Genomic DNA, 15,540 nt, shown 5'->3' with positions numbered 1-15,540 from the left:
CCGGGCGTGCGGCTGCCGCTCACCGGGCTGCGACGAGGGTGTCCAGCCAGGAGCGCAGGGCGTTTCGGTCGACCTTGCCGTTGCCGTTGACCGGCATCTCGTCGACGGCGTGCACGGACTTCGGCACCATGTAGGCGGGCAGCAGCGCGGCGACGGCGTCGGCGAGCGCCTCCGGGTCGTCCGCGCCGGAGACGACGGCGGCGATGGCGTCCTCGGCGGGCCGGTGGACGCAGACGGCCTCGGCGCAGCCGGCGCGGCGCAACGCCGCCTCGATCTCGCCCAGTTCGACGCGGTGGCCGCCGACCTTGACCTGCTGGTCGTTGCGGCCCAGGTAGACGTAGTCGCCGCCGTCCTGGGTGCGCACGAGGTCGCCGGTGCGGTAGTAGGTCCTGCCGTCGCGCTCGAAGAACCGTTCCGCCGTGCGGTCCGGGTCCTGCCAGTAGCCGGGCGCGGTCTGCGGGCCGGCCACGCACAGCTCGCCGGTGCCGCCCTCGGCGACCGGCTCCAGCGCCTCGTCCACGACGAGCGGCGCAAGTCCCGGGAAGGGGCGCCCGATCGGGACGTTGTCGTGGACGCATGCGGCCGGGCTCGCCTGCGGGTCCCAGCGGTAGGCCGTGCAGGCGATGGTCAGTTCGGTGGGGCCGTACAGGTTCTCCACGGCCGAGGCGGGCGCGGCGGCCTGCCAGGCCTCCGCGGTGGCGCGCGGCAGCGCCTCGCCGCAGAACAGGCTCCAGCGCAGGCCCGGCATCCGGCCCGGCGTCAGCGACCCGCGCTTGCGCAGGACGGCGGCCACGGAGGGCACCGAGAACCAGACGGTGACCTCGTTGCGCTCCAGGTAGCGGAAGGGGGCGAGGATCTCGATGGCGTCCATGGCGCAGACCCGGGCGCCGTGTTCCCAGGCCATGAAGAGGTCGAAGACCGACAGGTCGAAGGTCTGGTCGAAGGTCTGGCTGAACCGGTCCTCGGGAGTGATGCCGTAGCGGGCCTGGGCCGCGGCGAGGAACGACCGCGCGTTGCCGTGGGTGACCGGCACGCCCTTGGGGGCGCCGGTGCTGCCGGAGGTGAAGAGCAGGTAGGCGGGGTCGTGTTCCCCCGCCTGCACGGCGGTCGCGATCGGCTCGGCGCCGGCGAGGTCCGCCGCGGTGAGCACGGCCGGGACGCCGGCGGCGGCGAGCTGCTCGCGGTCGCCCGCGTCGCCGTGCGGCAGCAGCACGGCCGGCGGCCGGGCGATCCCCTTTAACACCTCGGCGAGTTGGGGCAGCGAGCCCTGGTCCACGATCAGCGCGTCGAGGCCGGCGCGCTCCACCATGGAGCGGGTGCGCTTGGCGGGAAAGCGCCGGTTGAGCGGCACGAAGGCGGCGCCGGAGAAGAGCGCCGCCAGCGTACCGAGGTAGGAGGTCTCGCTGCGGTGGGCGAAGACGCCCACCCGGCGGGGACTTCCGCCGGTGACGTCGAGGATGCGGGCCGCCCAGGTCAGTGCCGTTCCGGCGGCCTCCGCGTAGGTGACGTCGCGCTTGCCGAGGGCCAGCGCGATCCCGTCGGGCCGGCTCCGGGCGTGATCGAGAACCCCTGCGCCCAAATGGTGATACGCCATGTCAGCACTCATGCCCTTCCCCCAAAGGCCTGGTTTTCGATCATCCTCGTCATAGCGGGTGATCGAGGTCAATGGACCTTGGGCGGCAGGCTCAAGTGATCCGGAACACAAGGGATATGGAGGAATTCGGTCCGGTTGATGCGCGATCGACCGCACGGTGGACCGCGGGTGAACCCGCGTGCCGGGGCGGGTGGTTCAGCCGGCGCCGCCCGGCTCGCCGGCGGACTTCTCGGAGGGTTCGGTTCCGGCCACGCCCTCCACGATCGACAGCACGGTCGGCGTGGGGATGACGCGCGACAGCCGCAGCCCCGCCGCGTCGAACAGCCGGGCGAAGTCGCTCTCCGTGCGCTCACGGCCGACCAGGGAGGCCATCATCATCACGTCCAGCGTCTTCCCCTGGTGCGGGGCGTTGCCCGGCGGCAGGACCGCGTCGACGACGAGCACCCGGCCGCCCGGCGCCAGCGCGCGGCGGCAGTTGCGCAGGATGCCCACGCACTGCTCGTCGTCCCAGTCGTGCAGGATGCGCTTGAGGAGGAGGACGTCGCCGGGCGGGACGGAGGTGAAGAAGTCGCCTTCGTGCAGCGACCAGCGGCCCTTCGTCTCCTCGGTGTCGAGCCGGTGGCCCGCCAGCACGTGCGCCCGGTCGTGGAGCACTCCGTGGAGGCCGGGCCGGCCGCGGAGCGCCGCCAGCAGCAGGCCGCCGTGGCCGCCGCCGACGTCCACCACCGTGGCGGCCCCGGGGAAGGGGCAGTTGTCGGCGATCGGCCGGTTCTCCGCCTCCGACATGGCGGCCATGCCCTCGTGGAAGACCGCGGCGGTCTCCTCGTCCCGGGCGAAGTGCTCGAAGAAGGGCATGCCGAAGATGTGGCCGAATGCCGAGCCCCCGTCCTCCAGGCACCTGGTCAGCTCCCCCGCCGGCCGCCACATCGTCCGGTCCGTGAGCATCAGGACCGCCGGCCCCACCGGCACGGGCGCGTCCGAGCGCAGCGCGTCACCGGCCTCGGTCAGCCGGAAGCGGCCGCGGCCGTCCTCCTCGAACAGCCCGCGCGTGGCCAGCAGCCGCAGCACGCGCCGGAGGCTCGGCGCGTCGGTCCCGGTGGCCGCCGCCAGCTCCTCCGGGGTGCGGGCGCCGTCCGCCAGCTGGTCCGCCACGCCCACCGCGGCGGCTGCGCGCAGGGCCGCCGGGTAGAGGAATCCCAGGGCCTCCTCGATGACCAGGGCGGCGCTGCGCCGCCCCGCCTCCTCGGCCGTCGTCTCACGAGCACCTTCGCGCGCCGTCCCACGAGCACCTTCGCGCACAGAGCACCTCCGTCCTCCCGGCGGGCCACCGGCGGCCGCGCCGCGCGATCAGCATGACAGCGGCCGGTTCCGGGGCCGTCCGCTTCTCGCCATCCGGCCGAACGGTGGTATGACCATCCGCCCGCCGCGCCTGCCGCCCGGAGCGGCCCGCCCGACGCATACTGCGATCAGTGTCGGGGGGCGGAACCGGTGGCCAGGAGGTCCTGCCCGTCATGACGTACGACTCGCTCCCCGCGCCCGCGACCCGGCGCCGCATGCTCTCCGGGCTCGCGGCCACGGGCGGTCTCGCCGTGAGCGGCGCGCTCGGCGGGGCCGGGCCCGCCGCGGCGGAGGCGCTCTCCGGGCCCGCCGCACCGTCCGGGGCACGGGCCGCGGCCGCGGCTGCGCACACCACGCCGGCCGTGCCCGGGCGGCGCAGGAGGCTCCGTGCGGACCGGGAGAAGGCCGAGCAGATCCGGGCCGAGTTCGTCCACGCCTGGGAGGGCTACAAGCGGTTCGCCTGGGGGCACGACGAGGTCCTCCCGGTGTCGGGCCGCTACCACGACTTCTTCGCCAGGAACCACCCGGTGGGCCTGTCGATCATCGAGGCGCTCGACACCCACTACCTGATGGAGCTCGACACCGAGGTCGACCGCTGCGTCGACTGGATCAGGAACCACCTGGACTTCGGCATCGACGCCGACTTCCAGGTCTTCGAATGCACCATCCGGCTGGTGGGGGGCCTCCTTTCGGGCTACCTCACCACCGGGGAGAAGGTCCTCCTCGACCGCTGCACCGACCTGGCCGACCGGCTGCTGCCCGCCTTCACCTCGTCGCCCACCGGCATGCCGTACCGGTACGTGAACCTGCGGACGGGGCGCGTTTCCGGCACGACGCTGCCCCTGGCCGAGATCGGCACCAACATCCTGGAGTTCGGCGTCCTCTCCCGGGTCACCGGCGACCGGCGGTACCGGCAGGCGGCCGAGCGCGCCCTGCGCGCGGTCGTCGAGCGGCGCTCGTCCCTCGACCTGCTGGCCACCCGGCTGAACGTCGAGACCGGCCGGTGGGCGGACCGCGACAGCGTCGCCGTGAACCCCCCGGCGGACTCGTTCTACGAGTACCTGTGGGGCGCCTGGCTGATGTTCCACGACCAGGACTGCCGGGACTGGTTCAGGATGTTCACCGCCGCGATGCGCAAGCACCAGGCGGAGCGCGTGGACGGCAGGCTCTGGTTCAAGCACGTCGACTTCCGCACCGGGAAGCTGATCAGCCGGCGCCAGTCCGCCTTGGCCGTCGCCGTCCTGCCGGTCGGCGGGGACAACGACCTCGCGGCGGACTACTACCGCTCCTGGACGGCCGTCCTCGACAAGTACGAGGTCATCCCCGAGGAGATCGACTACGCCCGCCTGCAGGCCCTGAGCCGCCGCAACGACCTGCGTCCCGAATACGCCAACTGCGCCTTCCAGCTGTGGTGGCAGACCGGGGACCCGCACTACCGGACGACGGCCTGGCAGTACTTCCGCAACCTCAGGAAGCACCACCGCGTCCCGGACGGCTACACGGTGATCACCGACGTCACCCGGCAGCCCAAGACCAAGGGCGACCACTGCCCCGCCTACGTCTTCGCCGAGAACTTCAAGTGGCTCTACCTCACCTTCGCCGGCGCCCCGCGGTTCGACTACGAGCACGGCTGGCTCAGCACGGAGGGCAAGGTTCTCGACGGCTTCCGGAACGCGCACAGGAGCGCGGAAGCGGAAGCGGAAGGGGAAGCGGAAGGGGAAGCGGAAGGGGAAGCGGAAACAGCGGACACCGAAACCGTCGGGGGCGCGTGAGCAGCGAAGGAGCGGACCGCATGCTCATCAGATCGGCACATTGATGGTGGAACCCCCGGGTATGTCGCACTCGTCTAGCACATCGGTTCGATGGCGAGTGGTGACGATCTGAGGAGGCATCGGTGGCAGGCGAGTCCCCCGGCGTGGCGGAGCGGAAGAAGGAGCCGGAGGAGGCGGCGACGGAGCGTCCGGCGGCCGCAGGGCAGCAGGCACCGGCAGAGCCGGAGGCGGCCGCGGAGCAGAAGGCACCCGCGGGCCGGGAGGCACCCCCCGCGGAACGGCCCGCACCCGCACCCGAGACTGCGCCCGCACCCGCACCCGCGGAACAGCGAACGGCCACGGAACAGCCCGCCCCGCTCGACCTGCTCGCGCAGCTCACCAACCGCCCCGCACCCCCGCCGTCCCCGGCCCGCACCGCGGCGCGCCGGCTGAAGATCTGGGCCCCGCTCGTCCTGCTCCTCGCCGTCCTCCTCGGCATAGCCCAGCTGCTCCGGCCACTGCCGGACCCGCGGTTCACGGTCGCCGGGGACCCGTACACCTTCACCGGTGAGGCGTTCTCCATGCCGTGGCCGGAGGAGGGCCAGGCCGCGGCCAGGGTCGTGGGCGTGGGCAGCCTGGGCACGCACGGCGAGCAGAAGCCCGTGCCGACCGCGAGCGTCGCCAAGGTCATGACGGCGTACGTGATCCTCAAGGGACACCCGCTCAAGAGCGGGGAGGAGGGCGAGCCGATCACGATCGACGCCACGGCCGCCAAGGAGGCGGGCGCCCAGGAGGAGTCGCGCGTGGAGGTGTCGGAGGGGCAGACCTACACCCGGTTCCAGATGCTGCAGATGCTGCTGATCCCCTCCGGCAACAACATCGCGCGGCAGCTGGCCCGCTGGGACGCCGGGTCCGAGGACGCCTTCGTGAAGAAGATGAACGAGGCGGCCGAGGAGCTCGGCATGGACGACACGACGTACACCGACCCCAGCGGGCTGGACGCGTCGACCGTGAGCACCGCCGCGGACCAGGTCAAGCTGGCCGAGGAGGTCATGAAGAACGACGTCCTGAGGAAGATCGTCAGGATGCCGAACGCCGACGTCCCCGGCCTGCCCGGGCGGATCTACAACAACAACGACGACCTGCTGGTCTCCAACCCCGGCGGGCTCGGCATCAAGACCGGGTCGAGCAGGCCGGCGGGCGGGACGCTGATGTGGGCGGCCAAGCGGACGATCGAGGGCAAGGAGCGCCTGATCGTCGGCGCGACCATGGCCCAGCGGCAGGCGGGCAGCGACGATGCCAACGCCCACCTGAAGGTCGTCAAGGAGCGCAGCTACAAGATGATCAAGGCGGTGCAGGACGCGCTCGTCCCCGCCACGGTGGTCCGGAAGGGTGATGTCGTGGGGTACGTGGATGACGGCCTCGGCGGCCGGACGTCGGTCGTCGCCACGGCGGACCTGCGCGCCGTCGGCTGGGGCGGGCTGAAGGCGAAGCTCGAGCTCATCCCCGGCGGCGGGGGCATCCCGCGCGCCGCGGGGGCCGGTACGGATGTCGGGGCGCTGGCCGTCGGGACCGGGCCCGGCCGGGCGCAGGTGCCCGTCGCGCTCCAGAAGGACATGGCGGCGCCGGGAGCGGGAGCCAAGCTGACCCGCCTCGGGTGAGGCCCTCATGAGGCCCGTGAGAGGCCCCTCGCGAGATGCGCGAGGGGCCTCTCACGGGCCTTCGTCATGCCCCGGCGCGGGTCCCGCCGTGACGGCCGCGCGCACCGTGTGAAGTTCTGCTGTTGCCCGGCTTAAGAAAACCTCGATGGACTTCACGGTCACCACTGGGCACATTGGTGCGCGCAAAAGAATCACGCATCACCTCACGACGCCTGGAGCCGCAGCCATGAAGGCACTCGTCAAGCACAAGGCCGAGCCCGGGCTGTGGCTCATGGACGTCCCGGAGCCGGAGTACGGCCCCGACGACGTCATGATCAAGGTGCTGCGCACCGGCATCTGCGGCACCGACCTGCACATCCGCTCCTGGGACGGCTGGGCCCAGGGCGCGGTGAGGACCCCGCTCGTGCTCGGCCACGAGTTCGTCGGCGAGGTCGCCGCCGTGGGCGCGGACGTGCAGGACATCACGGCCGGCGACCTGGTCAGCGGCGAGGGCCACCTCGTCTGCGGCAAGTGCCGCAACTGCCTGGCCGGCCGCCGCCACCTGTGCCGCAGCACGGTCGGCCTCGGCGTCGGCCGCGACGGCGCGTTCGCCGAGTACGTCGTGATGCCCGCCTCCAACGTCTGGGTGCACCGCACGAAGGTCGACCTCGACATCGCCGCGATCTTCGACCCGTTCGGCAACGCCGTGCACACCGCGCTCTCCTTCCCGCTGGTCGGCGAGGACGTGCTGATCACGGGCGCGGGCCCGATCGGCATCATGGCCGTGGCCGTCGCCAAGCACGCCGGCGCCCGCAACGTCGTCATCACCGACGTCAGCGAGCCGCGCCTGGAGATCGCCCGCAAGGCGGGCGCGACCCTGGCCCTCAACGTCTCCGACGCCGGCATCGCGGACGCGCAGCGCCTGCTGGGCCTGCGCGAGGGCTTCGACGTCGGCCTGGAGATGTCCGGCCGGCCCGAGGCCATGCGCGACATGATCGCCAACATGACGCACGGCGGCAGGATCGCCATGCTGGGCCTGCCCGCCCAGGAGTTCCCCGTCGACTGGGCGAAGATCGTCACCTCGATGATCACCGTCAAGGGCATCTACGGCCGGGAGATGTACGAGACCTGGTACGCGATGACGGTGCTGCTCGAGGGCGGCCTCGACCTCAGCCCGGTGATCACCGGACGGTACTCGTACAAGGACTTCGACGCCGCCTTCGACGAGGCTGCCACCGCCCGCAGCGGCAAGATCATCCTCGACTGGACCGCCTGACCCGCCCGGCCGCCCCTCCACCGGGCGGCCGCCCCGGCCCGGCAGCCCCTCTTTTCCTTCCGTAAGGAGTCCCCCGCATGTACGCGTCCGTCCGCGACGACCTCCGCGCCACCCTCGACGAGATCCGCGAGGCCGGTCTCTTCAAGCCCGAGCGCGTGATCGGCACCCCGCAGAGCGCCTCCGTCCACGTCACGGCGGGCGGCGCCCCCGGCGACGTCCTCAACTTCTGCGCCAACAACTACCTCGGCCTCGCCGACCACCCCGAGGTCGTCACCGCCGCCAAGGACGCCCTCGACCGCTGGGGCTACGGCATGGCCTCGGTGCGCTTCATCTGCGGCACCCAGGACGTCCACAAGGAGCTGGAGGGGCGCCTGTCGGCGTTCCTCGGCCAGGAGGACACGATCCTCTACTCGTCCTGCTTCGACGCCAACGGCGGCGTCTTCGAGACCATCCTCGGCGCCGAGGACGCGGTCATCTCCGACGCCCTGAACCACGCGAGCATCATCGACGGCATCCGCCTGTCCAAGGCCCGCCGCTTCCGCTACGCCAACCGCGACCTGGCCGACCTCGAGAAGCAGCTCCAGGCGGCGAACGAGGGCGGCGCGCGCCGCAAGCTGATCGTCACCGACGGCGTCTTCTCCATGGACGGCTACGTCGCGCCGCTGCGCGAGATCTGCGACCTGGCCGACCGCTACGACGCGATGGTGATGGTCGACGACTCCCACGCGGTCGGCTTCGTCGGCCCCGGGGGCCGCGGCACCCCCGAGCTGCACGGCGTCATGGACCGGGTCGACATCATCACCGGCACCCTCGGCAAGGCCCTCGGCGGCGCCTCCGGCGGCTACGTCGCCGCCCGCGCCGAGATCGTCGCCCTGCTGCGCCAGCGCTCGCGCCCGTACCTCTTCTCCAACTCCCTCGCGCCGGTCATCGCCGCCGCCTCCCTGAAGGTCCTCGACCTGCTGGAGTCCGCGGGCGACCTGCGGGAGCGGCTGAAGGCCAACACCGAGCTGTTCCGCACGAAGATGACCGAGGCGGGCTTCGAGATCCTGCCCGGCGACCACGCCATCGCCCCCGTCATGATCGGTGACGCGGCGGAGGCCGGCCGGATGGCGGAGCTGCTGCTGGAGCGCGGCGTCTACGTGATCGGCTTCTCCTACCCGGTGGTCCCCATGGGTGCCGCCCGGATCCGCGTGCAGCTGTCCGCGGCGCACTCCACCGCCGACGTGGAGCGGGCCGTCGCCGCGTTCGCCGACGCGCGCGAGGCACTGCGGGGCTGAGCCCCGCCACCCGGCCGGTGACCCCGGCGGAGCCCCCGGGCCGGGGCTCCGCCGGGGTTACCGCCCGTTCCTGGCAAAATGACGGGGTGATCGACCCCCGGCGGCTGCGCGTCCTGCGGGCCGTGGCGGACCACCGTACGGTGACCGCCGCGGCCGCCGCGCTGTACCTGACCCCCTCGGCCGTCTCCCAGCAGCTCGCGGCGCTGGAACAGGAGACCGGCCACGTCCTGCTGACCCGCAGCGGCCGCGGCGTGCGCCTCACCGCGGCCGGCGAGATCCTGCTGACCCACGCCCACGAGGTCGTCGCCCAGCTGGAGCGGGCCGAGGCGGAGCTCGCCGCGTACGCGGGCGGCACCGCCGGGGAGCTGACCGTCGCGGCGTTCGCGACGGGCATCGCCGAGGTGCTGGCCCCGGTCATCGGGCTCCTCGCCGGCCGCCACCCCGGCATCCGGCTCCGGGTGCGCGACGCCGAGGGCGACGCGAGCCTGCCGATGGTGCTGGACGGGGAGGCCGACGTGGCCCTGGCCGTCGAGTACCGGGGCGCCCCGCGGGAGGACGACCTGCGGCTCGTCCGCGTGCCGCTCTACGCCGAGCCCTTCGACGCCGTCCTGCACGCCGCCCACCCGCTGGCCGGCAGCCCCCGCGTGTGCCTGGACGAGCTGGCCGACAGCGACTGGATCGGCCCCTACCCGGGCAATCCCTGCCACGACGTGGTGGTGCTGGCCTGCGAACTGGCCGGCTTCCAGCCCCGCCTGGTGCACTCCTCGGACGACTTCCGCGCCGTGGTCGCCCTGGCCGGGGCCGGCGCCGGGGTGGCCCTCGTGCCGCGCTCGGCGCTGCGCGGCATGGAGCTGAAGGACACCGTCGTCCGCCCCGTCGAGGGGCCGGCCGCGACCCGGCGCGTGTTCGCGGCGGTCCGCCGCGGCGCCGAGGACCACCCGCTCATCCGGCCGGTCCTCGACGCGCTCACGGAAGTCGCGGGCTCGCTGTCCACCAACTGACGCCGGGCATCGGGCCGGTACCGGGCGTCACTTCTCGAGGGTCCACTCACCCGTCTCCTTGGCGAAGCCGCCGTCCATCGTGAACTGCACCTTCTCGGGCTTGGAGCTCTCGGGGACGGAGAAGACGACCCAGCCGAGGGCCTTGCCGCCCTGGGCGATGTTCACGGTGACCGGGAACTTCGGGCCCTCGGTGACGCTGCCCATGGTCTGGGTGAAGGCCTGGCCCTGCCCGTCGACGACCTTGGCCCCGCTGGAGGGGCTGTCCGAGTAGGCGACCGTGCCGGTGTTGACGAGCTCGAACTGGGCGGCGACCCAGCGCTTGCCGGCGGCCGGCTTCATGTACTTGTTGTCGCTGTGGGCCGGGTCGGCGAAGCCCTTCAGGGTGACGTCGAGCTGCTCGCCCGGCTTCTTGCCCTTGAGCGTGAGCTTGCCGCCGACGGCGTGCGCGCCCCCCGGGCCCTTGTCCTTGTCCTTGTCCTGACCCTTGTCCTGGCCGCCGCCCTGGCCCGCGCCGCCCTGATCCGGCGCCGGGTGCGACTGCTGGGGCGCGGGGCTCCTGTCGGCCGACGCACTGGCGTCGGCCGCAGGGTCGGTGCCGTCGCCGTTGCAGGCGGTGGCGGTGGCCGCGAGCACGATGACGGCCGCGGCGGTGAGGAGCTGACGACGCATGATGAATCCCCCGTGATGGTCGGTTTGACGTGCACATTCTTACGTCACCTCGCCGCGGGATCCGTCCGCGGACGGGTCGGACGGGTCTCCTGTGACAGTCGTGTGATCGAACCGTCGCATCGTCCCGCTCCGGTCCCGTTCCCGTCCCGGCCCTTGATGCCTCGACGGCCCGCGCCCCCGGCCGGGCGGGCTAGGGTGGAGCCTGCGCGCCCCCGGCGCGCGCCGAAGGCGATACCGGGCACGGAAACCGACTGACGGAGGCGGTGTGGAGCAGCACCCACGGCGCACTCCGGTGCCGGTCACCCTGTGGTCCCTGCTCGTCCTCCTGCTCGGCGTGGTCTGCGGCACGGTGCCCGCGGGTACGGGCACGGCGCTCTCAGCCTTCCCACCGGTCGCCTCGGCCGCCTCCGGCACCTACGCTGTCTCCACCGCCGGCGCCGCCGACCAGGTTCGTCCCGCGTTCAGCGCGCCGGACTCCCCGCCCGCGGCGGACGGCACCCGCGCCCAGGGTCTCCACATCTCCGCGGCCGTGCAGCACACCCGTCCGCCCGGGCTGCCCGGGGCGGTGCCCGGCCCGGTGGCCGGGCCGCTCGCCGTCCCGCTGCCGGCCGGCGAGGTCGCCGGGCCCCGGCAGGAGCGTGCGCCGCCCGCGGCGGCCCCCTCCTCGCGCCGCACCCGCGGCCCTCCCTCCACACGGAGCATCTGACGCCCTGAGCGTCGGCCCCGCCCCGCCCTTCTCGCGTGCCCGCAGCGGTCCGTGACGTTTCGCCGATTCCGACGTCTTTTTCCGATGTCCCGTCAGTTCCGGCGTCCCGTCGATGCGTCCTGCGAGGCCGGGCCTGCGGCTGCCGGCGTTCCACCTCCGTCTGCCGTGAAGTGGAGAAACCATGTCACCCCGGCCCTCGCGCCGCGCCCCGCTGTGGCGCGCGCTCGTCGCCCTCGCCGTCGTCGCGGCCTCCCTGTTCTTCGCCCTGACCACCCCCGCCCGGCTCGGCCTCGACCTGCGCGGCGGCACCCAGATCGTGCTCGAGACGCGGGACTCGCCCACGTCCCGGGCGGACGCCGCCGCCACCGACCGGGCGCTGGAGGTCCTGCGGCAGCGGGTCGACGCGCTCGGCGTGGCCGAGCCGTCGCTCGCACGCTCCGGCGAGCGCCGCATCGTCGTCGAACTGCCCGGCGTCCAGGACCCCCGGAAGGCCGTCGACGTCATCGGCCGCACCGCCCAGCTCACCTTCCACCCCGTGCTCGGCACCGCGCCGGACGGCTACGGCTCCCGGGCCGCCGCGGACGGCGCCGCCGGCGCACGGACCCTGCCCGACCCCGACGCCCCCGGCCACGCCCTGCGCCTGGGCCCGGCAGCCCTCACCGGCGAGGACGTCAAGGACGCCCGGGCCGTCCTCGACACGCAGACCGGCGGCGGCTGGACCGTCGCCCTCTCCTTCCGGGGCGGCGGCGAGAAGAGCTGGGCGCGCGTCACGGGCGAGGCCGCGTGCGCCGCGCCGGGCGACGCGTCCCGCCGCGTCGCGATCGTCCTCGACGACCGCGTCGTCTCGGCACCGGCCATGCAGCGCGGCGTGCCGTGCCGGACCGGGATCCAGGGCGGCAGCGCCCAGGTCACCGGGGGGTTCGACGCCGCCGAGGCCCGCGATCTGGCCGCGCTCGTCAAGGGCGGGGCGCTGCCCGTCCCGGTCGAGGTCGTCGAGCAGCGCACCGTCGGCCCGACGCTGGGCGCCGAGGCGATCCGGGCGAGCGCGGGCGCGGCGGTCATCGGCCTCGTGTGCACGGCGCTGTTCGTCGTCGCCGTCTACCGGCTGCTCGGCGTCCTGGCCACGGTGGCGCTCGCGCTGTACGGGCTGATCTCGTACGCCGCGCTGGTCGCGCTCGGGGCCACGCTCACCCTCCCCGGCCTGGCCGGGTTCGTGCTGGCCGTCGGCATGGCCGTCGACGCCAACGTCCTCGTCTTCGAACGGACCCGGGAGGAGTACGGACGGAGCCGGCTCGCACCCGCGCGCCGCACCGGCCCGCAGGACCTCGGCGGCCCGCTGCGGAAGGGCTTCGGCAAGGCCTGGAGCGCCGTCGTCGACTCGAACGTGACGACCCTCCTCGCCGCCGGCCTGCTCTTCTTCTTCGCCACGGGCCCGGTCAAGGGCTTCGGTGTCACCCTGTCCGTGGGCGTCGCGGCCTCGATGGTCTCCGCCCTCGTCATCACCCGGGTGCTCGCGGACTGGGCGCTGCGGCGCGACTGCGTCCGGCGCCGGCCGCGCCTGGCCGGAGTCGCCTCGGCGGGCCGGATGCGGGCCTTCCTCGCCCGCCGGGGCCCCCGCCTGATGCACCACCGCCGCATCTGGCTGGGCGTCAGCGCCGTACTGCTGGCCCTCGCCGTCGCGGGCATCGGCGTGCGCGGGCTGCAGCTCGGCGTCGAGTTCACCGGCGGCCGTCTGGTCGAGTACGGCACGAGCCGTCCCGTGGACGTGGAGAAGGCGCGCGCCGCGGTCGGTGACGCCGGGTTCCCGCGCGCGGTCGTGCAGAAGTCGGGCGACGGTGACGTCGTCGTGCGCACCGGCGCCATGGACGACGGGGAGCAGCGGCGCATCAAGTCGGCTCTGGAGGCCCACGGCGGGGCCGTCACCGTCGAGCGCGACGAGCGGATCGGGCCCAGCCTGGGCAGCGAGCTGCGCGACAAGGCGCTGATCGCCCTGGGCGTCGCGGTGGCGGCCCAGCTCGTCTACCTCAGCGTGCGCTTCCGCTGGACCTTCGCGACGGCGGCGGTGGCGGCGATGGTCCAGGACGTGCTGCTGGTGGTCGGGCTGTTCGCCTGGCTGGGCCGGCCGGCCGACAGCGTCTTCCTCGCGGCGCTGCTCACGGTGGTCGGCTACTCCGTCAACGACACGGTGGTCGTCTTCGACCGCATCCGCGAGACGCGGCGCCCCGGGCGGGCCGGGGGCCCGGGGGCGGGCGGGGCGCGGATGCCGCTGGCGTCCGCCGTCGACAGCGCGATCCTGCACACCGTGCCGCGCACGGTGAACACGGGCATGGGCGTCCTGTTCGTCCTCGCCGCGCTCGCGGTGCTGGGCGGCGACTCGCTGGCCGACTTCTCCGTGGCGCTGCTCGCCGGGGTGCTGTTCGGCATCGGCTCGACCGTCCTGACGGCCGCTCCGATCGCCGTGATCCTCGAAGGCCGCCGCCCCGCCCCCGCGGCACCCGCGTCACCCGCCCTGCGCAAGGACCCGAGGGACACGGGCGCGGTGGTCTGACCTGCGGGCCGGGGAGAAGCGGCCACGCCCCGCGCGGGGCGTGGCCGCTTCCCGCCGCTCGGCGCTTGCGTGCACCTTCCGGAGTCATATGATCACGCAATCGGCACGGAGAAGGGCCCGCGACGACGGGTCAGCAGCCGCGCCGGCCACTGCGAAGGGGGTACGGATTGGAAGGCGGACGGACGCCGCAGGAGCCCTTGCGCTTCGCCGTGCTCGGGCCCGTCATGGCCTGGCGGGGGCGGGAAGCGCTCGACACCGGCTCGCCGCAGCAGCGCGCCGTGCTCGCGGCCCTCCTGTTACGGGGCGGGCACACGGCCACGGTCGGCGAGCTCGTCGACGGCCTCTGGGGCGCCGGTCCGCCGGCCACGGCGCTGAACGCCCTCCGTACGTACGCCTTCCGGCTCCGCCGGTCGTTCGGCACGGAGGGGGCGGGCGTCCTCGTCAGCGACGCAGGCGGCTATGCCATCCGCACCGGCCCCGCCGGTCCGGGACCGTTCGGCCCGGGGCCGGCCGGCTCCGGGCCGGTCGGCTCCGGGCCGGTCGGCTCCGGGCCGGTCGGCTCCGGGCCGGTCGTGGAGCTGGACCTCGACCGGGCCAGGTCGCTGGCCGAGGAGGGGCACCGGGCCCGCCGCTCCGGGAACCCGGTGCGCGCCCGGGATCTCGTCGCCGAAGCCCTCGCCGTGTGGCGGGGCGAATCGCTCGCCGGTCTGCCCGGGCCGTACGCGGAGACGCAGCGCACGCGCCTGGAGGAGTGGCGGCTGTCGCTCATCGAGACCCGCCTGGACCTGGACCTGGAGGTCGGCAGCCACGCGGAGGCCGTATCGGAGCTGACCGCCCTGACGGCCGCCCACCCGCTGCGCGAGCGCCTCCGCGAACTGCTCATGCTCGCGCTCTACCGCAACGGCCGCCAGGCCGAGGCCCTCGCCGTCTACGCCGACACGCGCCGCCTCCTCGCCGACGAACTCGGCGTCGGCCCCCGCCCCGAGCTGTCCGCGCTCCAGCAACGCATCCTCGACGCCGACCCCCGTCTCGTGACCGCCGCGGGCCCGGCCCGGAAGGCGACGGGCTTCCGCGAGCGCTCCGTACGGCCTGCCCAGCTGCCCGCGGACACCGCGCACTTCACCGGCCGCACCGCGCACGTGACGGAGATCCGTGACCTGCTGGCCGCCGGCCCCGGCCGCAGCCCGGTGGTCCCGGCCGTCACCGGTACGGGCGGCGTGGGAAAGACCACGCTCGCCGTCCACGCGGCCCACTCCGTACGCCACCACTTCCCCGACGGCCAGCTCTACGCCGACCTGCAGGGCACGGGCCCGGAACCCGCCGAGCCCGAGGCCGTGCTGGGGTGGTTCCTGCGCGCCCTGGGCGTCGCGGGGGACGCCGTTCCCGACGGCGTCCAGGAGCGGTCCGCGCTCTTCCGCTCCACCCTCGACGGCCGCCGCGTCCTGGCCCTGCTGGACAACGCCCGCGACGCCGCCCAGGTCCGGCCGCTGCTGCCCGGGACCGGCGGCTGCGCGGTGCTGGTCACCAGCCGCCACCGCATGACCGGCCTCGCCGGTGCGCACATCGTCGACCTCGACGTGATGGATCCCGGCGAAGGGCTCGCGCTCTTCACACGGATCGTGGGCGCCGAGCGGGTGGAGGCCGAGCGGGACGCCGCGATGGACGTCGTGGCGGCGTGCGGCTTCCTGCCGCTGGCCATCCGCATCGCCGCCTCCCGCCTCGCCGCCCGCCGCACCTGGA

The 15,540-nt window shown here is 74.0% G+C and carries 11 protein-coding genes; 8 read left to right on the top strand and 3 right to left on the bottom strand.

The genetic code is table 11. The features are described 5' to 3' along the window. Positions 1 to 19: 19 nt before the first annotated feature. A complete protein-coding gene (locus ACFPP6_RS00055) occupies positions 20 to 1,594 on the bottom strand; it encodes an amino acid adenylation domain-containing protein (RefSeq protein ID WP_382035365.1) in 1,575 nt (524 codons plus the stop codon). Positions 1,595 to 1,789: 195 nt separating this feature from the next. Beyond that, positions 1,790 to 2,893, bottom strand: a complete 1,104-nt coding sequence (locus ACFPP6_RS00050; protein ID WP_382035362.1) for a methyltransferase — start codon at positions 2,891 to 2,893, stop codon at positions 1,790 to 1,792. 212 nt (positions 2,894 to 3,105) lie between these two features. Here ACFPP6_RS00050 and ACFPP6_RS00045 point away from each other — a divergent pair, with 212 nt between their 5' ends. From ACFPP6_RS00045 to ACFPP6_RS00025, 5 genes are all read left to right on the top strand, one after another. Continuing rightward, positions 3,106 to 4,704 (top strand): glycoside hydrolase family 47 protein, encoded by a 1,599-nt coding sequence (locus ACFPP6_RS00045; protein ID WP_382035359.1) that lies wholly within the window; start codon positions 3,106 to 3,108, stop codon positions 4,702 to 4,704. A 122-nt stretch (positions 4,705 to 4,826) separates the two neighbouring features. Next, positions 4,827 to 6,344: a D-alanyl-D-alanine carboxypeptidase family protein gene (locus ACFPP6_RS00040; protein ID WP_382035356.1), complete on the top strand. Its 1,518-nt coding sequence runs from the start codon at positions 4,827 to 4,829 to the stop codon at positions 6,342 to 6,344. Between the two features lie 226 nt (positions 6,345 to 6,570). Beyond that, positions 6,571 to 7,599 (top strand): L-threonine 3-dehydrogenase, encoded by a 1,029-nt coding sequence (gene tdh / locus ACFPP6_RS00035; RefSeq protein WP_382035354.1) that lies wholly within the window; start codon positions 6,571 to 6,573, stop codon positions 7,597 to 7,599. 77 nt (positions 7,600 to 7,676) lie between these two features. After that, positions 7,677 to 8,876: a glycine C-acetyltransferase gene (locus tag ACFPP6_RS00030; protein ID WP_382035351.1), complete on the top strand. Its 1,200-nt coding sequence runs from the start codon at positions 7,677 to 7,679 to the stop codon at positions 8,874 to 8,876. A gap of 86 nt (positions 8,877 to 8,962) precedes the next feature. Beyond that, positions 8,963 to 9,877, top strand: coding sequence for a LysR family transcriptional regulator (locus ACFPP6_RS00025; protein ID WP_382035348.1), 915 nt, complete (start codon positions 8,963 to 8,965; stop codon positions 9,875 to 9,877). A gap of 27 nt (positions 9,878 to 9,904) precedes the next feature. On the opposite strand, the gene ACFPP6_RS00020 is transcribed toward ACFPP6_RS00025, so the two are convergent. Next, entirely contained in the window at positions 9,905 to 10,546 is a 642-nt protein-coding gene (locus ACFPP6_RS00020) for a DUF4352 domain-containing protein (RefSeq protein ID WP_382035346.1), read from the bottom strand. 265 nt (positions 10,547 to 10,811) lie between these two features. Here ACFPP6_RS00020 and ACFPP6_RS00015 point away from each other — a divergent pair, with 265 nt between their 5' ends. The 3 genes from ACFPP6_RS00015 to ACFPP6_RS00005 form a co-directional block, all read left to right on the top strand. Further along, positions 10,812 to 11,252, top strand: a complete 441-nt coding sequence (locus ACFPP6_RS00015; RefSeq protein WP_382035343.1) for a hypothetical protein — start codon at positions 10,812 to 10,814, stop codon at positions 11,250 to 11,252. Positions 11,253 to 11,433: 181 nt separating this feature from the next. Then, positions 11,434 to 13,800 carry a protein translocase subunit SecD gene (gene secD / locus ACFPP6_RS00010; protein ID WP_382035340.1) on the top strand — a complete coding sequence of 789 codons (2,367 nt, stop codon included), beginning with the start codon at positions 11,434 to 11,436 and terminating at the stop codon, positions 13,798 to 13,800. Positions 13,801 to 14,024: 224 nt separating this feature from the next. Next, on the top strand, positions 14,025 to 15,540 hold a 1,516-nt coding region (locus ACFPP6_RS00005), incomplete at its 3' end, for an AfsR/SARP family transcriptional regulator (protein ID WP_382036749.1).

Source organism: Streptomyces aureoversilis (assembly GCF_042657885.1).
GTDB classification, from domain to species: Bacteria; Actinomycetota; Actinomycetes; order Streptomycetales; family Streptomycetaceae; genus Streptomyces; species Streptomyces aureoversilis.
This window is presented reverse-complemented; position numbering and strand designations above follow the sequence as displayed.